The 25,865-nt window shown below is 45.5% G+C and carries 32 protein-coding genes; 10 read left to right on the plus strand and 22 right to left on the minus strand.

The features are described 5' to 3' along the window. The first annotated feature begins 80 nt into the window (after nt 1-80). The 9 genes from EZ315_RS16440 to EZ315_RS15280 all read left to right on the plus strand — a co-directional run bounded on the left by EZ315_RS16440 (nt 81) and on the right by EZ315_RS15280 (nt 4,510). Nucleotides 81-254, plus strand: a complete 174-nt coding sequence (locus tag EZ315_RS16440) for a hypothetical protein (RefSeq protein ID WP_170957579.1) — start codon at nt 81-83, stop codon at nt 252-254. Continuing rightward, nucleotides 248-418, plus strand: a complete 171-nt coding sequence (locus EZ315_RS16445; protein ID WP_170957580.1) for a hypothetical protein — start codon at nt 248-250, stop codon at nt 416-418. Before EZ315_RS16440 ends, EZ315_RS16445 begins: the two co-directional genes overlap by 7 nt. Nucleotides 419-505: 87 nt before the next feature. Further along, on the plus strand, nt 506-979 hold the full coding sequence (locus EZ315_RS15255) for a hypothetical protein (protein WP_170957581.1): 474 nt from the start codon (nt 506-508) through the stop codon (nt 977-979). Nucleotides 980-1,218: 239 nt separating this feature from the next. After that, complete coding sequence (locus EZ315_RS15260; protein ID WP_135472854.1) at nt 1,219-2,265, plus strand: ComEC/Rec2 family competence protein; 1,047 nt, start codon at nt 1,219-1,221, stop codon at nt 2,263-2,265. A 90-nt stretch (nt 2,266-2,355) separates the two neighbouring features. Further along, nucleotides 2,356-2,661: a hypothetical protein gene (locus EZ315_RS16450; RefSeq protein WP_170957578.1), complete on the plus strand. Its 306-nt coding sequence runs from the start codon at nt 2,356-2,358 to the stop codon at nt 2,659-2,661. Beyond that, a complete protein-coding gene (locus EZ315_RS17020; protein WP_135472855.1) occupies nt 2,603-2,839 on the plus strand; it encodes a hypothetical protein in 237 nt (78 codons plus the stop codon). The genes EZ315_RS16450 and EZ315_RS17020 overlap by 59 nt, the downstream gene beginning before the upstream one ends. A gap of 278 nt (nt 2,840-3,117) precedes the next feature. Further along, entirely contained in the window at nt 3,118-3,471 is a 354-nt protein-coding gene (locus EZ315_RS17025; protein WP_170957582.1) for a ThiF family adenylyltransferase, read from the plus strand. Between the two features lie 14 nt (nt 3,472-3,485). Next, nucleotides 3,486-3,767, plus strand: a complete 282-nt coding sequence (locus EZ315_RS15275) for a hypothetical protein (protein ID WP_135472856.1) — start codon at nt 3,486-3,488, stop codon at nt 3,765-3,767. Between the two features lie 143 nt (nt 3,768-3,910). After that, nucleotides 3,911-4,510, plus strand: a complete 600-nt coding sequence (locus tag EZ315_RS15280) for a Mov34/MPN/PAD-1 family protein (protein ID WP_207104625.1) — start codon at nt 3,911-3,913, stop codon at nt 4,508-4,510. A 176-nt stretch (nt 4,511-4,686) separates the two neighbouring features. Here the strand turns inward: EZ315_RS15280 and EZ315_RS15285 are convergent, their stop codons facing one another. The 8 genes from EZ315_RS15285 to EZ315_RS15320 all read right to left on the minus strand — a co-directional run bounded on the left by EZ315_RS15285 (nt 4,687) and on the right by EZ315_RS15320 (nt 10,388). Beyond that, nucleotides 4,687-5,199, minus strand: a complete 513-nt coding sequence (locus EZ315_RS15285; protein ID WP_135472571.1) for a hypothetical protein — start codon at nt 5,197-5,199, stop codon at nt 4,687-4,689. Beyond that, nucleotides 5,196-5,876 (minus strand): hypothetical protein, encoded by a 681-nt coding sequence (locus EZ315_RS15290; protein WP_135472570.1) that lies wholly within the window; start codon nt 5,874-5,876, stop codon nt 5,196-5,198. The genes EZ315_RS15285 and EZ315_RS15290 overlap by 4 nt, the downstream gene beginning before the upstream one ends. Nucleotides 5,877-5,894: 18 nt before the next feature. Next, nucleotides 5,895-6,869: a relaxase/mobilization nuclease domain-containing protein gene (locus EZ315_RS15295; protein WP_135472569.1), complete on the minus strand. Its 975-nt coding sequence runs from the start codon at nt 6,867-6,869 to the stop codon at nt 5,895-5,897. Continuing rightward, nucleotides 6,850-7,215 carry a plasmid mobilization protein gene (locus EZ315_RS15300; RefSeq protein WP_135472568.1) on the minus strand — a complete coding sequence of 122 codons (366 nt, stop codon included), beginning with the start codon at nt 7,213-7,215 and terminating at the stop codon, nt 6,850-6,852. Before EZ315_RS15300 ends, EZ315_RS15295 begins: the two co-directional genes overlap by 20 nt. 185 nt (nt 7,216-7,400) lie before the next feature. After that, nucleotides 7,401-7,811, minus strand: a complete 411-nt coding sequence (locus tag EZ315_RS15305) for a DUF3408 domain-containing protein (protein ID WP_135472567.1) — start codon at nt 7,809-7,811, stop codon at nt 7,401-7,403. 1 nt (nt 7,812) lies between these two features. Then, on the minus strand, nt 7,813-8,598 hold the full coding sequence (locus EZ315_RS15310; protein ID WP_016411806.1) for a DUF6371 domain-containing protein: 786 nt from the start codon (nt 8,596-8,598) through the stop codon (nt 7,813-7,815). Then, nucleotides 8,585-9,997, minus strand: coding sequence for a DUF3987 domain-containing protein (locus tag EZ315_RS15315; protein ID WP_135472566.1), 1,413 nt, complete (start codon nt 9,995-9,997; stop codon nt 8,585-8,587). The genes EZ315_RS15310 and EZ315_RS15315 overlap by 14 nt, the downstream gene beginning before the upstream one ends. Nucleotides 9,998-10,001: 4 nt before the next feature. Further along, nucleotides 10,002-10,388 carry a helix-turn-helix transcriptional regulator gene (locus tag EZ315_RS15320; protein WP_135472565.1) on the minus strand — a complete coding sequence of 129 codons (387 nt, stop codon included), beginning with the start codon at nt 10,386-10,388 and terminating at the stop codon, nt 10,002-10,004. Nucleotides 10,389-10,654: 266 nt separating this feature from the next. Between EZ315_RS15320 and EZ315_RS15325 the strand changes: the two genes are divergently transcribed. After that, nucleotides 10,655-11,179 (plus strand): GNAT family N-acetyltransferase, encoded by a 525-nt coding sequence (locus EZ315_RS15325; RefSeq protein ID WP_170957557.1) that lies wholly within the window; start codon nt 10,655-10,657, stop codon nt 11,177-11,179. A 67-nt stretch (nt 11,180-11,246) separates the two neighbouring features. On the opposite strand, the gene EZ315_RS15330 is transcribed toward EZ315_RS15325, so the two are convergent. The 14 genes from EZ315_RS15330 to EZ315_RS15395 all read right to left on the minus strand — a co-directional run bounded on the left by EZ315_RS15330 (nt 11,247) and on the right by EZ315_RS15395 (nt 25,862). After that, nucleotides 11,247-12,644, minus strand: a complete 1,398-nt coding sequence (locus tag EZ315_RS15330) for a hypothetical protein (RefSeq protein WP_170957556.1) — start codon at nt 12,642-12,644, stop codon at nt 11,247-11,249. Nucleotides 12,645-12,724: 80 nt separating this feature from the next. Beyond that, the gene (locus EZ315_RS15335; protein ID WP_394347034.1) at nt 12,725-13,390 is read right to left on the minus strand and encodes a CatB-related O-acetyltransferase; all 666 of its coding nucleotides are present in this window, start codon (nt 13,388-13,390) and stop codon (nt 12,725-12,727) included. A gap of 31 nt (nt 13,391-13,421) precedes the next feature. Continuing rightward, entirely contained in the window at nt 13,422-14,702 is a 1,281-nt protein-coding gene (locus tag EZ315_RS15340) for a type II toxin-antitoxin system HipA family toxin (protein ID WP_135472562.1), read from the minus strand. Next, entirely contained in the window at nt 14,696-15,055 is a 360-nt protein-coding gene (locus EZ315_RS15345) for a helix-turn-helix domain-containing protein (RefSeq protein ID WP_135472561.1), read from the minus strand. The genes EZ315_RS15340 and EZ315_RS15345 overlap by 7 nt, the downstream gene beginning before the upstream one ends. 102 nt (nt 15,056-15,157) lie before the next feature. Next, complete coding sequence (locus tag EZ315_RS15350; RefSeq protein WP_197731920.1) at nt 15,158-15,478, minus strand: helix-turn-helix domain-containing protein; 321 nt, start codon at nt 15,476-15,478, stop codon at nt 15,158-15,160. Nucleotides 15,479-15,482: 4 nt separating this feature from the next. Continuing rightward, nucleotides 15,483-15,746, minus strand: coding sequence for a helix-turn-helix domain-containing protein (locus EZ315_RS15355; RefSeq protein ID WP_197731919.1), 264 nt, complete (start codon nt 15,744-15,746; stop codon nt 15,483-15,485). After that, complete coding sequence (locus EZ315_RS15360; protein ID WP_135472560.1) at nt 15,743-16,222, minus strand: hypothetical protein; 480 nt, start codon at nt 16,220-16,222, stop codon at nt 15,743-15,745. Before EZ315_RS15360 ends, EZ315_RS15355 begins: the two co-directional genes overlap by 4 nt. Before the next feature lie 245 nt (nt 16,223-16,467). Next, nucleotides 16,468-17,574, minus strand: coding sequence for a tyrosine-type recombinase/integrase (locus EZ315_RS15365; protein WP_135472559.1), 1,107 nt, complete (start codon nt 17,572-17,574; stop codon nt 16,468-16,470). Between the two features lie 68 nt (nt 17,575-17,642). Then, on the minus strand, nt 17,643-18,536 hold the full coding sequence (locus EZ315_RS15370; protein ID WP_135472558.1) for a helix-turn-helix domain-containing protein: 894 nt from the start codon (nt 18,534-18,536) through the stop codon (nt 17,643-17,645). Between the two features lie 526 nt (nt 18,537-19,062). Further along, entirely contained in the window at nt 19,063-19,614 is a 552-nt protein-coding gene (locus tag EZ315_RS15375) for a hypothetical protein (RefSeq protein ID WP_135472858.1), read from the minus strand. Nucleotides 19,615-19,675: 61 nt separating this feature from the next. Continuing rightward, on the minus strand, nt 19,676-20,266 hold the full coding sequence (locus EZ315_RS15380; RefSeq protein ID WP_135472859.1) for an N-acetylmuramoyl-L-alanine amidase: 591 nt from the start codon (nt 20,264-20,266) through the stop codon (nt 19,676-19,678). Next, nucleotides 20,247-20,714: a phage holin family protein gene (locus EZ315_RS15385; RefSeq protein WP_135472860.1), complete on the minus strand. Its 468-nt coding sequence runs from the start codon at nt 20,712-20,714 to the stop codon at nt 20,247-20,249. The genes EZ315_RS15380 and EZ315_RS15385 overlap by 20 nt, the downstream gene beginning before the upstream one ends. An 85-nt stretch (nt 20,715-20,799) precedes the next feature. Next, nucleotides 20,800-21,267, minus strand: a complete 468-nt coding sequence (locus EZ315_RS15390; protein ID WP_135472861.1) for a hypothetical protein — start codon at nt 21,265-21,267, stop codon at nt 20,800-20,802. Next, nucleotides 21,255-25,862, minus strand: a complete 4,608-nt coding sequence (locus EZ315_RS15395) for a hypothetical protein (RefSeq protein WP_135472862.1) — start codon at nt 25,860-25,862, stop codon at nt 21,255-21,257. Before EZ315_RS15395 ends, EZ315_RS15390 begins: the two co-directional genes overlap by 13 nt. Nucleotides 25,863-25,865: the final 3 nt, after the last annotated feature.

Genomic DNA, 25,865 nt, shown 5'->3' on the forward strand with positions numbered 1-25,865 from the left:
CACGGCTATCAAGTAAACCCTTATTTCTTCGTAGGTGGCGGCGTTGGGTTTCACTTCATGCAGTCCTATAAGACCAAGGCATGGACATCTCACTCGATGAACGCGACTCAAAGGTAAGCATACCTTTGTTCGCAGACTTTCGAGGCACGTTCACCAAACGCAAGTTCGCCCCTTTCGTTGACCTCAAACTTGGCTACTTTGTAACAACAACGATGGTTTCTATGGAAACATATCAGCAGGTTGTCGAATGCTGACGAAAGGCTCCCAAGCGATCTCTCTGTCAATCGGCTATACATACGAGAAACTAGAGTTCGAGACATTCGACCGGTTCACCAGCTCAACCAGCATGAACTACACGCGCTCCCCCCGTAAACTCGACTGCGAAGGCATCTCCATCAAACTTGGTTATGAGTTCTAAGTGTCACATTTGTCATAACATAAGTCCCTTGCCATGCCTAATTGGCAGGCAAGAGGCTTTGGCATGGCTTTTGTAATAATTCTTAGTATGGAAACAAAAGTAATTTCGCTTTTTGATACATATGATTTAAAGGCTCGATTTTTTCCTGCTTTTATCTTGGCCTGTGTCATAATATATCGTATTGCGGGATATGGGAGTATTCTATCCTATGAATCCTTTGTCAACTATTCTCAGACCCTCAGATTCATTTATGGATTCATTGGGCTATCTGTTGTTCTTTTATTCCTCTGGCCCATTTCAATGATAATTGCTAAACTCGGAGATTTGATGTCAAGGTTAATATATTTGAAGAATGGATTAGTGATAATGCCAACAACCGCCATGTTATTACCGAAACCTGCATCTCAGTTATCAAAAGAAGATAAAGACTTGAGGATTCGGATTAAACAGGATTACGACATGGACCTCCTTAGGAATCGAAAACATAACAAAGAAATAGTCGCTGAGATAGGATATGTTGTTAAACGCATAATAGAAAAAGTGCGAGATGAAAAATGGTGACATTAAATCTTACAAATTATGGAGTAATGAGGAATTTACTTGCTGTGTTTGCCATTTTAGTCTTTTTCGAACTTTGTATGCTGTTCTGTTTAATATATGATGAGATAACAATTTCATCTTTTTGTTCCGTTAGGAATGGCAATTTTAGCGTTTGTTATCGCCCTAATATTAATGCGGCATTACGGGAAAAGATATTCAGATGCAGTGTATACTGCGTTTCTAACTAAAACTAATTAATAATGACTCACAAAATTACTTTTTACCCTGTCGGTAATGGCGATTGCAATCTCATCAGCTTTAGCGATGGAGCTTCGATGATCGTAGATTGCAATTTCCGTCAGGAAGCAGAGGAAGAAGATTCTCCTTACTTTGATGTATGGAAGGAGCTAACCTCCGAGAAGTTAAATACCAAGTTTGGTTTGCCATTCGTAGATGCCTTTGTTCTAACCCATCCGGATCAAGACCATTGCCGAGGTTTTGCCGAAAAATTCTTTCTCAAAGATCCTCATAAGGATGCACCGTCTAAGTCGGAAAAAGATGACAAGCTCATTGTCATCGGTGAGCTATGGTATTCTCCACGTGTATTCTCAGAACACTCAAGAGAACTTTCTGATGATGCAAAGGCATTCAAAAAAGAAGCCGAACGTCGGATGAAGCTTTGGGAGAATAATGATGCCAACAAGAATAAGGATGGCAATCGTATAAGGATTATCGGTTATTTCGATGATGAAAAGATCAAGAATTTACCAGACTCCGTCAAAGCCTTTCCGGGAGATACAGTAAAATCTCTAAACGGATCAAGCCGCAAAGAATATCGTTTCTTCATTCATGCACCATTCAAAGATGATATTGAAGGGAATGATAGAAACTGTACCAGTATAGTATTCCAGATTAAATTTGATGTTGACAAGACATCCGATGTAGGAAAAGTTATTCTTGGCGGAGATGCTGAATGGAGAGTTTGGCGTAAGATTCAGGAAGCAACTGATGACGATACCAATTTGAAATGGAATATTTTCGAGGCTCCTCACCACTGCAGCTACACCTTCTTTTCGGATAGTCGCGATAATGAGCCGGAACAATCTGCGCTAAATTTTTTAGCATATAGGGAAGGCAACGGGTATATAGTGAGCAGTTCTAAGCTCATAAAGCCCAATACTGACAACCCTCCTTGTCAGAAGGCCAAGAATCGTTATCTGGATGCAATGGACGACAAAGAGGATGAGGACTATTTCAAGTGTACACAACTAAAGATGACGAAGGTAATGAAGTGTATAACCCCGTAGTGTTTGAGATTGTGGCTGATGGAATAAAACCCGTTGTCAAAACAAAATCTGAAACCAAGGCGAACCGACATGCTACCACGCCTCACTATTATGGCTAAATTCTCAGATAGTTTACCGACCATTGAGGAGGCTACGGCCTTTTCAACAGTAATAAACATTATCAACCAGTTTCTTGACGAATCCTTCAAGAAACTGGTTGCTTTGCCAGATGGCAGAATAGGTTATGTCTGTTCTGTTATTACTGGAGCAGCTTCTAATTCTAATTTGAAATATCGTGAACCGATTATAATAGCAAGCCCAAGGAATTCCGATATAGAGTCTCCTGAGATGACTTTGAATGTTTACCCTGACAGGCTGGATTTCCCATTTACATATTTCCTCTCATATAAACCCTAAGGAAGAGGGATTCCCTCGATCAATTTGTCTTGTTCGGGAAAACTTTAATGATTGGTATGCTGAGCATACATTTGAAGATTTTCTATGTCTCATAATCAAATGGTTTACTGATGCCAAAGACGGGAATCTTGTCAAAACCAAAGAGGGGGATCGCTGGGAGCCTTTTTTACCTTGGTGAGCCAGATTTATATTATTTCCGATTTCCTATGTTTGACAATACTCTTCAAACGTACGACGACCCATTTCAATTGACATTTGAAATTGATTCTAAAACATTCAAAGGACCTCATGATTATAAATCTGATCCCGATAACGGAATTTTAGGATTGTTACTTTATAGGGGCGCCCAGCCGTCCTCTTAAAACATGGATTTATGACAGACCCCTGACAGTAGGTCAACTCTTAAATTTAATAGAGACATACGAGGTTTGGAATACAGATTCTCTTATCAACAAAGTGAGAGAGTGTCGGGACAAGTACGAATATATATTTTTGCAAATTGGATTCTGTAGACCGATAAACATTATAGGAAAGACTAATAAGGTAGATTACATTTGCTTTAAGGCTTCCGTTGATGCTATTGTCGAAAGAAAATTTGATGATAAGATTCAGTTGGTCCAAATAATAGATTTGCCAACTCCACAATTTGCACGAGGCCTGAGCAATACATCAGAAGATGTCGGCTCCAAAGATATTGCTATCATTGGTTGTGGAGCTATAGGAAGTAAATTAGCATACCATCTTTTTAGAACTGGATTTGAGAAATTGACGCTTATAGATTCTGACCAGATGCTCCACATAACTACTTAAGACATGGCTTATCAATGGGAGGATTTTTGGATAATAAAGCCAAGCTGCTTAAAGAGTTTCTCAAAATAATGCTACCAAAATTTGGGGGGCAAATCAAATCGGTTGAAGAGGATGTTATACCAAAAATCAACTCGAATAGTCTACATAACGATATAATAATCGATTGCACAGCATCTGCAATGCTTCTCCATGCTATGGATGATCATAGGCCAGATCTTTCCCAGTCGATAGTCCGATTTGCAATATCTGATGGTGGAAAGGTCGGGTTGGTATATTTAACAGCACAAAAGGCGTGAGGCTTTCCGATTACTATATGTACCTTTTGCGTATATGCGTCACAAATTCAGAATATGAGGAGGATTTTTGTCAATGGTTCAAGACTGAATCCAGTTACACTTTAGATAAAGTCCGTATTGGCGAAGGATGTCATTCGAACACGATGGTTCTTGGAGATGATTTGATTTCTACCCATGCCGGAATTGCATCCAATTTGATTAGAAATCATAATTATAACAACCAGAATAACGAGATATATCTATCTTTCTTAGACTATGATTGGCCAGGTTCATGCCATACAGATAGAATTTCTTTACCTGATTTTAAACAATACGATGTAGACTCATCCGAGTGGAAAGTCCGGCTTCCCAAAGACTTGGAAGATTTAATAAGGGTTCAATCACGTCGAGCTGGCAAAAATGAAACTGGAGGCTATCTTATGGGCTGTTGGGATATTAAACGGAAAGTAGTATATATTCTACATACCTTCGTACCTACAGATATTCGAGGCACCCATTCAAAACTGACGTTAGGAACAGGAGGCTGGAAAAATGAGATCGATAGGGTACAAAAATTGACATCAGGCTCTCTCAGATATATAGGAGATTGGCACTCACATCCTAAAGGTTCAACAAAAATGTCAAATATTGACGTTGAATCATGTGCGACTACCTTATATTCAGAGATGGACAACAATCGGTTCCTCTGTTTAATTTGTAATAATGACCAGCTGTCTTTCAATATCATATCGTTAAATACTTGAGTTCAGTGATGATTGTCAGATAAAATTATGCGTCCGTTTGACTGCGATGCAGCTGTTGTCGTTACCCCTCAGGGAGCCGAGATTATTGTTTTAAAGATTATTAGAAGGTAATCTTAGTATATGAAACGCCCCGACAAGAGGGTGAGTCTTGTCAGGGCGTTGGGTGAGATTACCTCTTAGTAGAGGCGGATGCAGGTGACGTCGGCTTCTTTGACGATGGCCGGGTTGTCAGGCTTGTCTTTGGAGAAGGCGAAAGCGAGGTGCTGGATGCGATGCTTGGGGCAGAGCTTCATGAGGAAGTTGGTGAACTTTTTCAGCTCGGCGGCGAGCCATTCTACATCGTTGGTCGAGGTGACTCCGCCGAGCAGCAACACGTTGTCGGGGAGATGTGCAGCTCCGTTTGTGGCTGTTAGGATTACGAGCGATACAGCAAACGTTGCATCTTCGGATGTAAGAGTGGCTCCATTGGTGTAGTCCTGATAGCGCAGTTTGGCTACCGGTGTACCGTAATTGTCGGCGAGATATTTCTCGATGTCGGCGAAGGCTGCTCTGAGGCGAGGGTCGCTTACGGATGCGATGCCGGTGGGCGGCTCTGCCTCAAGTGGGCTGTTGGCTGCCGAGGTCGCCTTGCGGCCAAAGATGGTTTTTACACGGGAGAGAAGTTGGTTGAGGTTGTTTGCTACTTTCATTTTCTAGAATTTTTGTTGGTGTTTTGGGAATTGAGTTCGTTGATTTTTTCTTCGAGGCGTTGCTTTTGGTCGAGGGCGCGGGCAGTTTCCTGCACACGGTCTTCGTAGGCTTTCACCTCCGATTCGATATGCTTGACGCGCTCCGGGTCACGGAACCAGCTCTCGATGCTGTCGAGTCCTTCGGTCCCGACTCCGCCGTGCATCAGGATGTAGTGATACTTGATGTCGGAGATTCGGGCCTTCTCGATGCGTGATTCCTGCCATATCGTAGTTGCGCCAAAGAAGATGAACGTGAATACCGCGATGAACATGGCGAGATAGACCTGCCATGATTCCGGGGCGATACGGATTGTCTTTTCAATCTTCTGCACCGGCGGATTGGCGGTGAAGTCATCAATTCTATTGGTGATTTCGGTCTTCAGGTCGTTGACTTCGGTTGTCAGATTACTTCCTATTTCGCTGACCGTCTGCGTCTGGGTTTCGATGGATGTCTGCATCTCATCGACTTTCTCGGTGACGGCTGACGTTATGGTTGTACCCATATTGTTCAGGTCGTCGGCGGTGGCGCAGTTGAGCTGCGACTCCTTGATTTCGGTACAGGTACCGCTGATGTTGCTGAGGTCTTCAGCGATGTTCTGGAGAATGTTCTCCTGAGAATTTTCAAAATTTTCTTTCATGCTTTTTCGTTTTTGAAATTACAAACTTCTGCCTTTTTTTCTCTTTTGACGGCGTTTCATCTCGTTGATGAACGCCTCTTCTTCCGGGTCGTAGGCAGGTCCGACTTGGAAGATGCCGCCGATTGCGTTGCCGAGATTTTCGGCAATATCGGCTACGGCTTCTATGGCTTTGCCAATGGCGCCGGATTCCTGTTTGGGGTGGGATTGCATCTGTTTCGGAGCGGATGCCGCCGGTTGAGCCTGACTGTTTTTATTCCTTTCGAGTGCCTTGCAGATTATCTCGTAAGAACATCTGCCGTCGCGGTCAATCTGCGAAGCCTTGAACTTCCGGCCATCCTTCGTGTATGACAGTCCTTCGACTTCGGTCGAGTTCCGGCGGAATTTCTTTTTCACGGAGATGCCTTTCTGTGCCAGTTCGCGTTGGAAAGTAGTCCAGTCTTTGGCAGTCCGTTTGGCAGCCTGAACCGCGAGGTAGATCTCCTGACGGGTCTTCGAGCGTCCTTTAAGTCGCTCAGTTTTCACTTGGTCTTTGTTCAATCCGTAGGTCAGACCATACTTCTTTTTCATCTCGTCGCAGATTTCGTTGTTGCGGTAATACTCGAAACTGTCGCTTACGCATTTGCCGTCATTGTCCACTCGGTTATATACGATGTGGCAGTGCGGATGCTCCTTGTCGAGATGACGGGATATGATAAACTGGGTGTTTTTGATGCCCATTTTCTCCATATATTCCAGAGCGAGTTTCACCATAAATTCATCGCTCATGCGCTCCGCGTCTTTCGGAGAATAGGACAACGAGATATGTCCGCACCAATGCTGAACGCGGTAGTTGAGATGTCTCTGACACTCAAAACCGTCGATAATATCTTTCGGTGTGTCGGTCAGCAGTCCCTCGGAATAAAGCAGACGAGCCTCTTTGTTTTTCTCTTTCAGCGCGAGTGCATACTCCACGCAGCCGGAAAAACAGCTTCCTTTAGTTATGCCTCCAATCATACGACAGTCGTGTATAAAGAGTTTTTATTTCTTTGCTAAGACCTTTGAGAGACCACTCCACGAGCTTGAACCCCGCTTCGTTGGCCTTCTTCGCAAGCTGGTTCAGATTGTTCGCCATGCTCCCGATCTGACGCAGAATCGCCATGTCATCGGGTGTGGCTACTGCCGTAACCTTGGCGTTGAGCAGAGCGTGGCGCCAGAAGTCGGATAGCTTTCTGCCGGATTTTCGACAGTTCTCCTGCACGGTATGATACTGTTCTTCATTGAGCCGGACACTGACTACGTATGACTTGCCGGACTTCTCGGTTGCTCCCGGAGGAGCCTTCTTTCTTTTTGTGAAAGTCATTGTCTTGGAATTTTGGAATTTGACATTGTGACCATCGGGAACGGACTCCAGCCACCCGGTAACGGAGGATGCAAGGTCGGAAATGTTTACATTGCCACTACCTTGCTATCCTCCTATTCTAGACAGAATATCCGGATACCGGCGCTGCCGATGGCTTCGCCATTTTCACTGCCGAGGGGCAGTGGTCAGAACGATTTACTGATTAGAGTGAACCAGCCTTCATAGTTGGCAGCGTTATTGTCGAGGTGTTCATTGATGATGTGTTCGACAAAGTTGCTGACGCTGTAACCGGGACCGCCGAAGAATCGGGCAGTGCGCTCGACTCGGTCAAACGTGTCATTGCTGATGGCTACCTGATGCTTGTTGTCCTTGCCGAGTTTAATCGGGGCAAAGAAAGCGGTTCGGTAATCTTCAAGTTCGCTCTTGCGCTGCTTGGCGGTGGGACGGGTTGACTTGGGCTGAGCGGTTTCGCTCTGTCCTGCGATTGGCTGGACATTGGAGTTGACGTGATTTTCCACAGTTTCGGAAAGATTTGAGTTGTTGAAAATATCAGTCACTTCAGATGACTGAGGATTTGAGATTTTTGATTGTGCCATTTTATTCAGATTTCAGTGAGCTTTCGCTCGGTTTGTATTCTTCGATGCCTACGAGTTCCAGCTGTAGCGCGTCAACGAGTTGTCGCAATGCCGGATTTCGTTGCATCATTTGTTCAAGGATGCCGTGTGGAGTTTGCTCGGCTATCAGGAAGTCCGCAATGTCGAGACCTTGTTCACGCTGCTCATCGGTAGCCATCTGTTCAAGCGATTCAAACAGAGTTGCCTTTATTCCCGAATCATCGAATAGCGTCAGTTTCTTGCGCCAATCGTCGGTAGCGTTAAGGTCGGGCACAAGCATCACCTCTCTGCCTCGAAGTGCCTTGATTGCCTCGCGGTTGAGACAACTGCACTTGCCGCCTGTGGCGAGCCACAGATATTGCGGGAGGTAATGGGTTGCGAGTATTGCCGTCTTTTCACTCTCCACAATGGCAACCGGTTTGTCGCGGATGTATGGGAGCAGATGCTCACCGAAGAAACATTGGGTTAACTTGAAATCGGGCAATCTTAACACTGAGTGTACCCAGTTGATGTGGGGGAACGGTTCCTGCACACGATGTCCGGTCAATCGGTCATACAGCATAATCTTACCACCACGGACGTTACCGTCAGCCGAGATTTGCCAGAACACCGTGGCACCTTGCCAATGCTTCGATGTGCCTACGCGATACATTTCCATCAACCGCTGTGCTTCTTCACTTCCGATTATCGCCGCCACGAAAGCGAACAGATTGTTTCTGTCGTAGCCACGCATGGTGGCCGCTACCATTGCATCATCAATCCTGTTCATCGGAAGTAACTTTGTTAGTGGAGTAACAAGACAGCTTCTTATACCACCCTTGGCGTACACGACGGAAGAGAGTGTTGAGATTGCGGGTGAGGAACATCTTGAATGTATGGTCTTTCATCCCGAACCGCTCGGCTATACGGATACCGTCGGCGGTTGAAAATTCCTCGGTGAGATGCTCATACACGGTGCGGTGCAGTTCATTCAATTTCTCCTCGCTGATGCAGGTGAGTACGCTGAGCGCATTGCTTCGGAAATATTCAGCCAATTCTATCACTCCTGCCACGTCGTCATCTTCGATGTATGAGGGGCGCGGCTCTTTATCACTGACAGCCCAGCGAACCAATCGGAGTATAAGGCAGAACCGGAGCACATAGATTTCGAGTTTGCAGAAGAAGCTGACCACATTATCGCTCATCTCGTTGTCGCATAGTGCGGCATTCTCATGTTGCCATTCATAGAGTCTGCGCTTGGCATCCGCAGTGAACCGCATGACAGTGGGAATTGGCTCCTTTTCCTCGTTGACCACACACTCCACCGAAAGAAGTCGGTTGAGTATGCGCTCCCATTCACGGTCGAGATCGTCGCGCACTTCATCCTCGTTCCATCTCGGCTTGCCGTTGCTCTTGGTCATTGCAAAGAGTATGCGGTCAATAAACCCGTTGGCGGCTCTCTCACCGTTGGCAAGTTCGGTGAGCAGACGTTTTTGGATTGTTCCGACCACCGAGATGAACGGACGCTTGATGAAGATGGAGTTCTGGCAATTCTTGCGGTCCGACATTGTTGTGCTGCCGTTGAAAGCCGAAAGCCAGAATTGTTCTTCCGAGCCGGTGTTGTAGCGGGTGAAGTTCTTGAACCATGCCGACAGTTCATCAACCCAAAGGCATAATCCACGAGGATTATGGGAGTGGATGGCACTGAGACCCTCCTGCGTCACGTCCGACACCAGGTAGCGCAACCGTTTCGGCTCTTTCGGAAATTCTTCCAGTCCGGCACTGATGCGCTCCTTGCGGCTCATCGCTATAGCCTGCTGATATTCGCAATGCTTTTTCTGAAACTCCTGATTGTTTTTCCAGTCGGCATTGACCAGCGGGCGCATCACGAATGTAAGCGGATGTGATTTGCAATCTCCGGGGCGTCCGACAATCGCGATATACACGATTGCCGATTCTTGCCAGCTGCGTTTCACTTCTACGCGGTGGGTATTGCCGATTGCCACAGATATTGCGGCAATCATAGCCGATGCCGTGTAGTCAATCGGGAAACCGCATGTGGTGTTGAGTTCGAGGATGATCCGTTGCATCTTGGCGGGGAACACATGTACCGGGAAATCACTATCGGATGTCTTGATGTGATTCATCAGTGCGCTGATTACTGAGTCAGTGGTAATATTCTTTTCCATAGGCTCAGAAGTTATATCCACCACGGGGACGGCGTTTCATTCCGGCAGTTATGGCAGCCGCAGTTTCGGCGAGTGATGGAGCGACGGAATGTTTGCGTCCGCTTTCAATCCATGCGTACAGTTCATCCTCATAAAAATAGAGGAGTTTGCCGCGCTTGTAGCTCGGAATGGGGTCATTCGGAGCCTTGATGCCGCGGTAGAGACTCGAAAGTGACTTGCCTATTATCTGGCAAGCCTCTTTCGCATACACGAGTCTGCGCGAGGGCTTGGACTGTTTGGAGTGGCCGGTGAAGCCTGCCTTTTCAAGCAGTTCAAGCACTCGGTCGAGTTTCTCTGAGAGACCGCCTACCACGTGGGGCAGTTGGTCGAAGGTGATTGTTGGTGCTTCCATTTTAGTGCGGTTTTATATTGTTTACGGAAATAGAACCGCACTGATTGAAAGTGAGTTGTCGGTGAAATAAATAACCGCAATCACGTTCTAAAATAACCGTTTGGCAAGTGTTAATACTGTGATATTCAGAAGGTGTTTTGTGAAAATATTTGTATGGTGATTCGTAAAAACAGTAGGTGATTTCAAGGTTATTTTGAGCAATAACCTTTAATGGCTTTCATTGGTGTGGAAAGTTGAGTAAATTTGCGTTATAATTGAGATTCATTATGGTATATATCGAAACTGAAAGGCTTATTTTACGTTCGTGGAAACCGGAAGATTTACCATTGTTCATTGCTATGAATAAGGATGAACAGGTAATGCGCTATTTCCCGGCTATACTGAGTGATGGGGAAACTATGGCATTTTACAAACGGATACAGGATGAGTTCAATCAAAAGGGTTGGGGGCTTTATGCAGTGGAAATAAAGTCTACCGGAGAATTCATCGGATATGTCGGGCTTCATGGGATAGGCTTCGATGCAGTTTTTACTCCCGGAGTTGAGATAGGCTGGCGACTTGCAGCCGATTATCACAATAAGGGATATGCAACTGAGGCGGCAAGATCAGTTTTGAAATTGGCAAAAAAATCAGGAATTGAACGGTTGTTTTCTTTCACAGCCAAAATTAATGCTCCTTCAGAACGTGTGATGCAGAAGATTGGCATGGTAAAGGCTGGAGAGTTTAATCACCCGAAACTGTCAGATGCTTCACCGCTATGTGTTCATGTACTTTATGAGATTGAGTTATAGCAAAATAGGCGAATAGTCATGACTTTTGTCCCGACTATTCGCCTGTAATATACTTAGGATTTCCTTGTTATTTCCCGCTTTTCTTTTTTGCAGCCTCTAATTTGGCTTTAGCCTCTTCCTCCGCCAATCTTTTGGGTATAATGTCGAGGTTGATTGTCTTATAGCGTTTATAGTGTTCAAAGAGATAATTCATTTCTTTGGCTGACAGTAAAGGAATACGATCCTTCTTTGGATTCTTATCTGCAAGTTTTGCTATAATTGTTCCTATTTTTACGGTGTCAAAACTCTCTGCAAATACATTTTTGACGAATAGTGCAATTTCATTCCCCTTAAGATTCAGGAACTTGCCGACATTGTAACAAAGATGTTTGATGTCTTCTTTCGACAGGTGATTGCTTCGGAGCCGAACAGAAGCGAATTTAGCTATGGGATTTTTAGTCCATTTTTCAGCGTTCTTATGAAGTTTATCGAGTTCGTGAGACTCCATGAATTGTTTCATGGTATGTGTGATATATGCACATATAAACGACACCTGTTCAAGATTATATAATTCTTCGTGACGTTGCATCTCCTCAAACGCCTCATCACATTGTTGTTTTCTTGTGATTATTTCTTCATGCGTTTCTATGGTGTCTTTGTATTTCTCATAAAAATTGCATATTGGACCCATGTCTTCGAGATAATACACCGAACCGTCGGGAGTAACATAGACCTCTTGCTCTGTTTCCTCGATCAAAGTAGTTCCATCCGGATTGTTGTGGATCTCTTGAACTGATACTGATGAAAAGAAACCTACTTCTTCACCATATTCTCTCTTCTTTTTAACGCGTTTAATACCGTGGTCGTGGTCATATCGTTCTTCCGCAGTCATAGAGTCAAGATACTCCTTGTATGCCTCTTCAAGTTCGGCATCATAATCTCTTGAATCGTTATACGCTTTTTCAAGGATAATCTCTTCATCAGATAGACCAATACCCACATAGGCTTCCTCTCCGTCCGAGAAACGGATATGACGCATATCGTCTACAACTTCCAAGACCTCAAACGGTGCTTTGTCCGTTGATTTCTCAAAAGTTGCATTGCTCTCTTCAATGTCAGACACTTCTGAGTTGGTCTCGAAATATTGCGTCATTGTTACTGATGGTTCTTCAACTGAAACGTGCATTTTCTCACCGTTGGCAGTTTCAGCAATAGCCATAACTTCACGACGGCGAAAAAGAGTTGAAAGACGATTGAAAACATCTTCGACTGCCGACTGGAATCCGCAATATAGACCGATTGTGAGGACAAAGAAAACGGCAAAGAGAACATTGCCGGTAAATTCGTCAGTGCCGAAACGGGTTATGGCGGCATGACGACCAAGTAAAGCCATGATGCCGCAACCGGCAACCACGGCACTCCAGATAAAAATTTTGTCCCGGGTAGGGGGAGCGAGGCTCCTCAAGCGCTGGGGCGTTTCCTTCATAAATAAAACAGTGGGTTAAATATTCACGTCTTTATAGACAATTTAACCCACTGTTTTGTTCGTTCAGGTAAGGCCACAATTTAATCGTATTGAATGCGGAGATATTCCGCTATATCAATTTTTGCCTGGGCTATATCTGGATTTGAGAGTATAGGAATCAATGTATCAACCTCTTCAATGGGACGGTTCCACCATTGTAGACGCTCCAACAGGTCTATCATTTCATCGTCAAATCTGCGGCGTATGACTTTTGCCGGATTGCCCACGGCTATCGAATATTGAGGAATGTCGGAGGCAACCGTGGCATTTGTGCCGATTATGGCTCCGTCGCCAATATGCACGCCGGGCATGATTGTCACATTTTGCCCGATCCACACATCATTGCCGATGACTGTGTCACCTTTGAGCGGCAATTCATCCATTACCGGAGCAATCGCACCTCCCCAATCTCCTCCCATTATGTAGAAAGGATAGGTGGTGGCGCAATCCATCCGATGATTGGCGCCGTTCATAATAAAAGTAACTCCCTTAGCAATGGCGCAAAAGTTACCGATTATCAGCCTATCACCGATGAACTCATAGAAATGTGTAACGTGTTCCTCAAATCTGTCGGCTCCGTCTATATCATCGTAATATGTATAATCTCCGATAATGATTCTCGGATTCTTCACCACATTTTTTATGTAGCAAATGCTCGGAATCGCAGAATTTGGAAATGCTTTGTCTTTGTCAGGATATATTTTCATCATTATAGAAATCTTTGCGAAGAAGGATGTATTATATAGAGAGCTTCAAATTCGGCATAATGGCATCTATCATGGGCTGGGGAACTTCACATTCCCTTGCCAAGAGAGGCCAGCGTGAAGACACTTCGGCAATACGGTCAATTATTTCAGTAGCTTCCTTTATATTGTTGTGTCTCGCAAATTCCAAAAGGTCTTGGCGAGTGATGTCGTCAAACTTTCCGTTTATTGACATCTGGTGCTGTGCTGTCCATCCACCCTTCGGATTATAGGCAAATCCCATGTCGTATGCCGGCGAAAGAGTCCATTTCCCTTGTCTGTCCATAAGGAAGGATATGTTTTTTGTGTGGTCATCCTGATTGCGGATTACAACATTGAATACCATGCGACGATACATTTCCTGTGCCTGTGAGTATGGCAGTCTCAATGCTCTCATCACGTTGAACGCCTGCTCGTAAGAGTATGAACGGGGATTACGATAATCATAATGCGCTATACCACAGAGTGTCTGCATATGAATTTTCTCACCATTCCGGCGGTCAAAACGCTTGGTGAGAAAATGGGCGCGTCCATTCTCTTCTATCAGACTGCAATCCGACATTTCTATGCCGCATTCCTTTACAAGCCGATAGAAAGAGTATTCCAGTCGGCCGAAATTCTGAGTTTCCCTGAATCCGGCTTCAGCGGTTACACCGTCGAGTTTTATCAGATAATAGTCAAAGCCTTCCGGGGCTTCAATCTGTCCTGAACGAACTTCCCCGGTCGATGGATTGTAGGCTATGATGGCTTTCGCCCTCTGTCCTCCGGCAGAGGTACCAAGTCGCACTATCTCGGCTATTGCCGCCTTCTTGTCCTCTTCAAGATTAGCTCCAAATTCTTCCTTTTCCGACAGTGCTTCGCTTGCCACTTCAACAAGGGAATCAAGTTCTATTCTGACATCGGGACCATAGGGCGCATCCATGGCCGGTTCAAACTCCAACGCTCCCATACAGCGTTTCCCAAGAAAACATAACGTCTCCACAGCGTTCCCGCTGCTACGCCCGGTCAGCGCAAGCCAGCGGTCGAACAATGCTCGTCCGTAAGTATCGGGCAATGAATCTGCAAGCATACCGGGAAGTCCCTTGAACGTCTCACGACCTATGTCGGAGAATGAATACACCCTTCCCTGACGCACAGGCATCAGAAGCGGCGAGGGTTCAAGACCTTTGCCTATGAAGCTTTCGGCATACTCGAAATGTGCCAGCTGGCGGTTGCTGTCCCATCGGAATGTACCGACGGGTTGACCATACAGGTTTACTCTTGCTATATCTACCATTCTGATTCCTCGGTATTAGGTTGTGTGTTGGTCTTGTTATTGCCGCTTGCGCGTTTGCGCTGCTTCTTCTTGCTTGCTTCGACAAACTCGAAATATTCATTGGGACTCATCTCATCTTCCTTAATGAGTGACGAGAACACATCCAGTTCGCCAAGTATGCGAAGCACGCGCATCAGGGAATCGAAATAGCTTATATCGCCTTTCTCGATTCTCTTTAGTGTCGTCAATGAGACTTGCGCCTGTTCTGCGAGTGATGTCTGAGTGAAGTTCTGTCGGAGTCGCAGATGCCTTATTTTTTGTCCCAGCCGACGGCGGATTTCACTGTCAGGTAACATGTATATATTCTCTTCCATAGTCGTACTTGCGTCTATTAGGTTGCAAATATAGCAATAATAGCTCAAACTACGACTATTTTGTGCGATTTTTTTTGAGCCAGTCTGAAGATTATTGTCTATTTACAGGATGGTCAAAGATACCCTTCTGCCGAGACCCTCAAAGATTCGGAAGAGGGTGCTGAGCTGGACATCAGATTTGCCGTTTTCCAGACGAGAGATATAGGTTTTCTTAGTACCGATACGCTCAGCGAGCTGCTGTTGGGTCAGTCCGGCTTTGAGACGTTCTTCTTTGAGTGTCTCTGCCAGACAGAACGCCGCCGCATCAGCGTCGAACTGTTCCCGCTCCGAGGTGCCGGGCTTGCCATATTCTGCATCAAGAAGCTCGTCGAAAGTTGAGCAATGCATTATCTTGTCATCGTGATTAGAGGTATTGCTTTCCATCACACTATATGGTTAAAAGTTTGACGCCGAGAGCATCGGAAATCTTTGCTATCGTTCTCAGTGTGAAATTATGAGTGCCTCCAAGCCATCGAGATACTTCTGCTTCGGTCTTGCCCATCTTTTTTGCCAACTGTTTCTGACTGATATTCTTTTCACGAAGAATCATGTCAATCTTATCGGCCAAGGCAAACGACATGTCAAGTTCCATCTTGACATCGTTCTTAACGGTAGCAAGACATTCATCGAATAGTTGGGCTGTAGTTTTCATAACTCAAATGTTTTATCGGTTATTCCATTCAGGACTGTTTCTTCGACAATGATGGATCCTTCTTTCTCAGCTGCTTTTAATAGCGCATCAAATTTCTGAAGATCCATGACATAACCATTGAGTTCCTGATTCTCATTGTATGTCTTTGTTTGCTTAATACCTCCATTGCCAAGAATCAATATTTTATCCGAAATTCTCAGGCAATATAATCTCAGTTTGCCTGAGTCAATCGGGAGTGCGCATACTCTGTCTGCATATTTCCCCTCGGGACGGAAATATCGTTCCTGCACTCCATTTTCCAGAATTTTTTGCAGGGCATACAGAATCAGCTGATAGTCACGCTGGAGTTTGCCATTGTCCTTGAAGCGGTTAAGGAATTTTGCGAACTCCGACATATCACCATCCTCAAAGATGATGGTGTAGAGGCTTGCCGATTCGGAAGACCTCACAGGCTCTATTTTTACTTTCTTACTCATAATTCGTCTACAAAGATATAACAAAATTTCGAGAGTGTTAGCTTATATGCTAATTATTTTATTTCAGGATAATTGAATTTTAGCGGCATCGCGTAGCTTTCAGCGTACACAGGTTATGATGATTCAACACAAATCGGTGTTTTTGTGGCGTTTTAATCGGTGTTTTTGCGGCATTTCAATCGGTGTTTTTGTGGTGTTTTGATCGGTGTTTTTGCGGTGCCTGCTTTGAGCTTTAACCTTATCAATCATTTGAGGGTGATTGAGTTGGCGGCATCACGCTTCTTCTGGCTGATGACCTCTGCATATATCTGAGTCGTGGCGACGTTTTTATGCGTTAGCATCTTGCTGACGGTGTAGATATCTGTACCGTTGGTAATCAGAAGTGTAGCGTAGGTGTGGCGAAGACCGTGGAAGGTAAATTTCTTCTTGATACCGGCATCTTTTAGCCATTTCTTGAACGGTTCGCGGGTATGGGCACGGCTCAGTCCTTTGAATACCATGCCTCGACCTTGTTCACCACAGTACGACAAGGCTTCATCGCTCAATGGCAGTGTTGCCTGCGTCTTAGTTTTCTGGGTACGGATGCGCATACAGTAGCCGCCATCGGGTGACAACTCAATATTCTCCCAACGGAGCTGGAGAATATCGCTGATGCGAAGTCCTGTCATACAGGCGAAGAGTGATGCACGTTTTAGTACATCGACTTTGCATGGCGTGGCAGCCAGTTTCTTAACCTCCTCGATTTCGAGATAGTTGATTTTCGGTTCCTCCCAGTCAATGCGGTCAAGGTAGTCATTGACGTTCTCACGGAGCCAGCCTTCCTTATATGCCAACTTCAACAGAGCGCGGAAGGTTGACCAGTATCCGGCGGCAGAGTTGCGTGAGATTATGTTGCCCGTTTGTTTCACCCCGATTCTGAGAATGTAGGTGCGAAAGTCGTTACACAGTCCGATAGTCACGTCTTTCATCAGACATCTGCCATTACAGAAGTCCTTGAAGTGTTTATAGACGATTTCCCATTTCTGATATTTCTCTTTGGTCTTGCTCTCGAAGTATTCAAGAAAGTCCGCTTGTTTCTTGGTGCGGTCAAGGAAGCCAAACTCCTCATTGATGATTGCCAGTTCGCGGGTGGCACGGATGCCACGGGCTTTGAGCATGATTTCCTCGTTGTAATCAAGCTCGAACTTGTCTTTTGGATTACCGATGAGATACAGACCGAGAAACTCCCGGCGCGACATCTTCTTGATGTGCGGATTCCAGATGGGTGGGTAGTAGTCGAGATAGAGCGACAGTTTGCCGCTGCGGAGTTTTTCTTTTCGGAGGGTCACTTTGGTGATTGTTGCTGATTCCATATTATGCTGTTTTAGATTTATAATGTGTTAGGGAAAGAGGTGGTTGCCCGGTGAGAAAAATCACCGGATTATAACTCAATCTTTGGGTTGAATAACTCGGCTAACTCTTTGGCGTTCAGTTTGACATGCTTACCACAGCGGAGCTTGGTTATCTTGTATCTTTTGACGTAGTGATACAGCTGGTCACGGGTCAATAAGTATTTCTCCATGGCATCAGCCACCGAAATAAACTCTACATCCTCGGCTGACTTAGCACCCTTGGCCACATCGAAGTGATATTTGGAATAGTAGACCTTTGAACCCTCTTTGCGCTTTGGTATACCGATTTTCGACACCAGAGAATATATCGCAGAGAGAGTCATACCATACTTTGACTGAATATCCTCGACCGAATACCACTCCGTAATTTCCGGATTCTCCTTTCTCGCAGAGAAAAGCCGGTCGATATGGCTCTTGCTGAAATATGCCTTACCACGAAGAATGGTCTTAGGCACATTGTTCTCGGCAACGACCTTGTATATCCACGAATCCTTGACCCCGAACTTCTCACGAATTTCTGCGCGAGTATAAAACTCACTTATCGTTTTCTTTTCATTGGTTTCCCTTTTTGTATATGGGGAACCATCAAGCATTTTGTCTATACTCTCACGTTTGATAAGTGTCAAACGAGAACTGAGTTTGGCCGCAACAAGATTACCGCGATAAATCAGTTTATAAATACCCTGCCGAGTCATACCCAGCACTTGCGCTGTTTCCGCGACTGTCAGATAATCTTTCTCCTTAATAGCAGATGTCGTCGCTGGCACAGTTGAGTTTGCGAGTTGAATCTTCTGCTGTCTCATTCGCTCCTTATAGGAGTGCTCCGCACATCGCTTCGAGCAGAAGCGAGTGACGGTAGTCTGAGCGGTGAATTGTTTGCCACACCACTCGCAAATTTTCTCAATTCTAATGTTGCTACTCATTTCATTTGTGGAGATTTCTCCGTTGTTTGTAAATGTTCGTAAACCATTGACAACCATTGTCAACTTTCTCCACCACCTTGCTGACGCTTGTGGTGAAATGAGTCGCTGTCGTACAAAATCCGTACAAAATAGTGCATAAAAACGCCTAGCACTGACAGTTATCAGCATTAGGCGTTCTTGTAAGATTTAAGTTTTATCGTTCAGTAATAGTCAATTACTATCAATTTAACGCATTGATAATCAACCATTACTTGCCGATGCAGAATGTGGGTATATGTAAGGTAACTATTTGTGTAATAATATAATATAATCTCTTATACGTTTTGAAAGTCACAAAATAACAACAAAAATGTAAAAAACAAGCACTCCGAGCCGAGAAAATTCACGATTCGGAGTGCTTCAACGCAAATGATGATTGAAAGAAATCATCGACCACAAAGGTAGTCAATAATTATGAGTTTTCAAACATTAGCCGCATTTCTCAACGCGGCTAATATCCAATATATTATTAACAAAACAAAATGAGTTAGTCCTTATGACATAACCGGCGGCGTAATCTGCGGACTATGACGCATAACGAAATTACCGTGGCTATTGCGCCGGTAATTGCGCAAAGGTGGTAGAGTGTTCCGCGTATTGGCTTTTCGTCAGATTTTACTTCGGTGCCGTTGTCTTCGTCACGTGAGGAATCAATGCTTTCATCGGACTGTGATTTATCTTCAGTCACTATGTCGGCGTCGGTCGTGGCGTTTCGATTATTGTTAATGTTGATGCGCCCGGTGGTAATTGCTTTTATGCCGCCGTGATTATTGGGAGGTTTCTTGCTCTCTCGGTTGCGAGGCTTGGGAGTTGCAGTATCTCCGGCGCGTTTCGTAGTGTCAGTTTCACAAGTACCGTCATTATATTCTACTTTCGTAAACTCGATAACGGCATTTGTAGTTTCGTTAATGTTCTGCGAGAGGTTGACGGCTTCTTTGCTTTGGCTCTCGTCATGGCGGTCTTCACTCTGTGAAGCTGTGATGTGCTGCTCGGTGGAGCTTTGCACGATTTTTCGAGCCGAGCCGCACGATTCCGCCATTGCGGCAATCAGCAAGCCGACTAAAAGCGGCAAGATGCGGTTGTTAGTCATAAGTCGTGATTTAGTTGTTCTCGAAATACTTTTTTATCGCGTCAATGTGTAACGTGGCTATGGCTTCTTTGCCAGACTCGCTTACGAGATATTCAACATCATCTTTGTTGTCTTGAAATAGATTCTCGGTAAGCACCGCCGGGCATTTTGTGTCACGCACGATTGCGAAGTTTCCTACCCAATAGCACGATGATGAGGGCAGTCGATTGCCCTGCAATCCGGCTCGGCTTGCTTCAATGTATAGCAATCGTGCAAGAGTCTTCGACTTCTGCGATGATTTGGGAGCAACCCACCCGGTCCATCCACGCGCATTGAGCCACTTCCCTTCGTTTCCGGCAGCGTTGATATGCACCGAGATTAATGCGCAATTCTGTGTTCCGTATTTGGCGCACAACGCATTTACTCTGCGCACACGCTCCCTTAGCGGTATGTCTGATTCTTCCGGCACAACAATTTCGGTATGGATTCCAGCTAAACACGCTTTCTCTGCAATACGGCGCACCATATCACGCGCCCACTCGTATTCAAGTATTCTCTTGTCGGGGCTGCATTTTCCGGGCGTGTTCTTTCCGTGTCCGTTGTCAAGTATTAACACTTTCATCTTTAACTGTGCTTTTGGGTTCAACATCTTCTAAGGCACGTTCAATGTCATGCCGTCCGGGTACGAGCTTCCAAAAGTTCAACTTTTTTTTAAGCCCTTTGTAGTCTGCATAGTTGTTTCCTATGCTTGCAAGTTCGTTGAGGTACACGTACATTACTATTGCGGCAGATACGACCGGCACGCCGAATAGCGCACCGAATGAATTGCGACACGTGTAGGCGACAAACATCCAACACGAGTAATCGAGTACTTTGTTCATAGTGCGGCGGCGCATACGTGAGCCTCTTATTTCATCTCCACGTTTTTTCGCGGCTAATATGCCGAATCGAAGGTCTGCCAATATGAATGCTATCGCTGCGTACAACCACCCTTGCATTGTGTCGTAGAAGTCACAAAAGAGCGATGAGAGCAACGCCTGCATGGCTTCGTGTAGAGAGTGATGTTCCATTGGAGTTGTGATAAACTGATTTTACCGCAAAGATAGGAAAATAATACTTAATAGGTACTATTTTGGGTAAAATTTTTTACTCGCTCTACAACAACGCTTCAAGCTCGTTGATTCTATCTCGTACAGTCTGCCTTTCTGAATGCAACTGCGCTATGTCATAGGGCAGTGTGTCGCCGAGCAAAGATGCTTCATAACATTTAGTCACGCGGTAGTCAGTCGCGGCGAGATTGTCTTTTAGGTCTTGAATCTGCTTGCGTACCTTTTGGGTATCAAATTTCCGCTCGTAGCGATATTTGATACAATCTCCGGCATCGTATGGTATTGGCACGACGATGCAATCTTCATCGTCGGCTATCATTTGACTTTCGTCAATCGGTTCTACCGGCTTCCAAATATCCGGGAGTGCCGCGATTTGCTCTTCAATGGAAACTTCTACACTCGCGACTGTTCCGTCTTCTTGTTTACGCTTGTAGATTTGGGGGGTCAACTCAATCGCCCTCAAATATCCATTTTCGATATATCCGTATTCTGTCATATTGATTAGTATTTCCATCGTGACACAAGCCACGACTCTTTTTTAGTTGTAGTATTTCCGGAAGTCACATATCCGATAGAGAAGACGAACATTCCGCCTTGCCCTTCGGAAAAATCGTAGTAATCATTTTCGGTTGCATCATCGTAGATATGATGCCCGGAACGAGGCTTAAATCTCATGCTGCCAGTCCACCATTGTTTAACGAATATCACTTGCCCCTCGTAAGGGTTGGAGGGGAGATATACAGTCGCTTGGTCGGAAGTATAACCAACTACGATAGTGTGATTATAGCTTAGGTACACAGTTTGATTACTACCGCTGACTGCTCGGCGGTGCAGTATCAGTCCGTGCGCATAGAGCTTATCAAAGAATCCTCCGACAGCCATTGCAGTCCCGGAGTTTTGTGCGCTGCCATAAACGCCCATGACAAGAGTGCTGAGTTTATCAATGTTCCATTCGCTCTTATCAACATTGGCAAAACCAAGTCCGACAAGTGAAGCGCGGAATGTTCGCCCGGTTGTAGCTGACATTGCTTCCGTTCCGGCTCTGTTAGCAAATATGCCGGACGGCGACATATAGCTAACATCGTAATTCTGCTTTGAGCGAGTTTCGACAAGGCCGCTCGTTGCGTCTAATGTTACCACTGCGCCTCTGCTCGATTCTCCGGGCATGATATGGTCGCCGCTCGAAGTATCGGTTTCAAGAATGATTTTAGGCTCATAGATGAATGTTGAGCCGACATATCGACCGACTTGCAGGAGTATTCGGTTTGCTGCTGTGTCATCGAGCGTTGAAACTATCTGACCGGCTTTGATAAACCAATCGCCAATGTTCGCGCCCTCGGCTAACAACAAGTTAGTCGCAATGCTCTCGAATGAAGCACCAAACGAGTTCCATTTTGAGGTACTGTCGGGAGTCACGCCGGAGAATGTTCCGGCATCAATCCTTGCAATATAATACTCGTTGCCGTATTTTACTGCGTCTAATCTATGTTCATTGCCGTAATATGTCTTCGTGTTGTCATACTTGCCGCAGAAAACCAATACGGGGCTTTTGCCGTCTTTGCCTGGCTTACCGTCAACACCGTCATAGGGCGTTACCCGCACCGGGCTACTCCAATCAGAGAGTAATTCGTTTGTTTCGCCCGATATTTTGGCAAACGTGCGCCACATATACTGAAGCGTTCCGAGTGTCGGCTGTCCTACGCTCCAACCGCTTGGGTTACGATTCTTTGAGGCAAGTGCCGGCGCACTTGCCTTTGAGCCGTTGACTGCGTATCGGTATTCCGTGAAGTCGCCGTTGAGGGCATATCGTAGCCATAGTGTCGGCGTTGAGAATGCACCCCAAACGCCGTCACGCTTGTATCGGACTGATTCAAATTCGTACTGATGCGTATATGTTACACCGCTCGGATTGTCAGTCCAAGAGTTTACGACCGTCCAATACGTTGAATCGCTGGGGTTATGAGCATTGCCGCTGCTGCTTGCTTTGATAGCCTTATAATACCGGTTATTGTATCTTACCAACGCACCGACACTATAAGATTTATCAGCGGCATACTCGTTGTTTGTCAGTGGTGGCACATAATCGTCAATATGTGGGTCACTGTATGGAGTACCCGGCACGGTGTCGCTGTCTGATAACAAATATATGCGCTCCGTGTCGGTTGTGTCGATTGAGAACGGCACCGGCACGCTCCACGCTCCAACATTTTTCGACATACCGTTGAAACGACCTACCGACACCCAACAATTTTCAACTGTCAAGATTCGATATTTCACGCAATCTTCATTCTGCGAGGTTGATGAGTCTTTCGCATAGCCGACTTCAACAAAATGGCTTCCGGGCGTTGGCACATTCACATAAAAGACTTCAGACTTTTTGCCGCTGATTCTTGCGGCATAGTTGGTCGTGCGGGTCATTCCGGCATCATCAAGTATGCCGAGAATGCCGAAGTCATAGTTTTCTTCAGATGAAACTACAAGCTCTATCGCGATAGTCTGATTTGCAGTCCGGGTCGTGAAGCTGATTCGGTTTTTCGAGAGATTGCCATCGGCAGTAGCCGGAGAAACGCGATAGCCGTCCTTGTACGTGAAAGTTGAGCCGTGATTGAAAGTGATAGTGTCTTTGTCGGGCGTGTCACTCCAACCGGCAGGCGAATTGCCCTCCGGCGTAGTCGGTCTGTTGATTGAATAGCGATATATGAGCTTGCTCCAATCGCCGTTTGTACCTTGAGATGCGTACAACGACCAATAAGCATTGTCATCGCCGCCGGGCACGCGTCCGGTACAATAAGATGGAGCAATACAAACATACATTGAAGTGCCTCTACCGTCATTGTATGAAACGAGGTCGCCTTTGTAATACGTTGTTTGAGAGTTCCAAACACCGCGATAGCAAGGCACCGGAAATTCATCTCCACTCTCGCTTTGCACCATCGTTCCGTTAAGAATGAGCTTATTGTCGCCGTTGATGTTGAAACGGAGCTTGTTGCCGAGCTTGAATGCGTTAGCAAGCATATCAAAGAAACTGTTGCCGTCAGCCGACACAACTTTGTCCGTTGTCACGCGCCCTGGCAATATCTCTGTGAAACCGTATAGGGTAGCGAAACTGCGCTCTCCGTCATATTCGCTGTTCAGCACGCCTACGAGCAAGTGATAATAATTTGCTTCTTGCTTCATCGCGATTGCCGTAGGCGACAATAGGAATGAGCCTACAGCCGAGGTGTTAGTACGATGCACTCTTGCATACAGATAGTACTGTTTAGAGCCGTCAGTAAGTTGTGGCGACTGATAGCCGTTCATCTCCCAAATAAGATATTCATTCGGGGTATGGGACGGTGCAAGTGTGTTGATTCCGAGTGTCAGATGTTGTAAATATCCGTGAGGGCAGCTTAATTGTTTTGTCGTGTCATTGTAAGTGATATTGAATCCGACCGCGACAAGTGAAGTCCGGCTCTGAACGAAACGGAACTGCAAACTCTCGTCTCCGACAAGCATCTGCATTGTTCGGACTGCTATTGGATTTATTGAGTTCGTGAAGTTGTCGAGCAAGGCATCTTCAAGCATCGACATCGTTTCGGTTGCATCGCGGAATCTGCGTTTTGTGAATCGTATCGCATCGCCGTGAGCTTCATCAATCTTCACTTCGTTTTGGTCTATCTCTTTCAGTTTTGAGCTTACACTTGTTCCGCGAGATTCGTTTGAGATAGTGATGATTGGCGAATATGGAGATGATAGATTTTCTTTTATGCCTACGATTCGGATAGGCACGCCGTCTTTTGCAAACTGTTCGTCAGTAAAGAGTATATAGCTTCCGATTTTAAGACGGCCGCCGATGCGCAACCAATTCTTTTTAGTGTAGAGCGACTGAAGCTCTCCGCTAAAAGTAAATTTCGGGTCTTCGTTCTCGTACAAGTATCGCGCCGCTTCTCTGAACATCTCCCAAGATGCGCCGGATTTGTCGGCATCGTTGCGTATGTATTCGTTAGGCAGCATGATTCCGAAGACAGCGTACTTATCGCCGACTTGTGGAATGTAAGACGCATTCGGCATTGTAATGCCGTCTATCTCTTGCGGTTTGAGTTCAAAACGCCGCTTATCGTGGTCGTACTTAAATTCAAACTGCTTTTCATCTCCGGCAAGCATTCCGCTTTGAAAGATGATTGTAGCTGTTTCGCCCTCAATCAGATAGTCGTTGAAGTTAAGATTGCTCGGTATCGTGTTATCCACAAAGTCATACCAATTCTTATTTGCATCGACTGTCACGACTGAAGTAACTTCGCCGACACGAGAGGGGTATATTTCCGAACAATCGAAGCTATCCTCTTTGCGTGCTGAAGATATTATGTCGTAGCGTTCTATGAAGTAACCGTCACTGTCGGCTTTATAGACACGCCCCTCATATTCGAGCGTCTGACCTTTCGGGAGCAATAAGTCCGGCGCACCATACTTGGAGCGGTCTATATTTCGTGAGCCGCCTTGAACGTAGAGCCTCTTGACCGGCACTTGTCCGCTGTCGGTCGAGCGTCCGACACCCGGTTTGAATCCGTTGCCTTTGCCGTAGCCAAGCGGCAGTGGGTCATTCTTGAAGTATTCTACTTTACGAAGATGAATCACCTTACCTATGATTTCAAACTCCGTGTTAAACACTTCTGCCACACTCTGTAACGCTGCATCGCAATATGAATGATTAAACTCAACCGTCTTTTCGGTCACGTCAATACATTCGCCCACACTCCAGCCACCTCCGGCGCGTTGATTGAGATTCGCAACGATTATCTCAATAAACTCGTGAGGCTTTGCGCACAACGACCACTTCAAGCGGTGGTCTACTGTGTTGCGCATTTTGTATTCGCCGAGCAATTCGGATGGGTCGCCAAGCGTCAGAGTGTATTCAAGCCTACGAGTTCCGCTTTTCTTGAAGTTCTCCGGCTTGTTGAGCGTATAGACTTCGCCTTGATACTCGCACCAAGCTCCGACCGGGATTTCGATAAATTCCGGCATCGAAAATTTGAGTGTTAGAGTGGTCTTCTCTCCAAGGGCACGGTAGCGGTAAGAACTATCGTCCTCGTAGATTTTTAGAGTCTTGTTATTGAAATGGAGCGTTATCATGTG

The sequence above is a fragment of the Duncaniella freteri genome (assembly GCF_004766125.1).
Classification (GTDB): Bacteria; Bacteroidota; Bacteroidia; order Bacteroidales; family Muribaculaceae; genus Duncaniella; species Duncaniella freteri.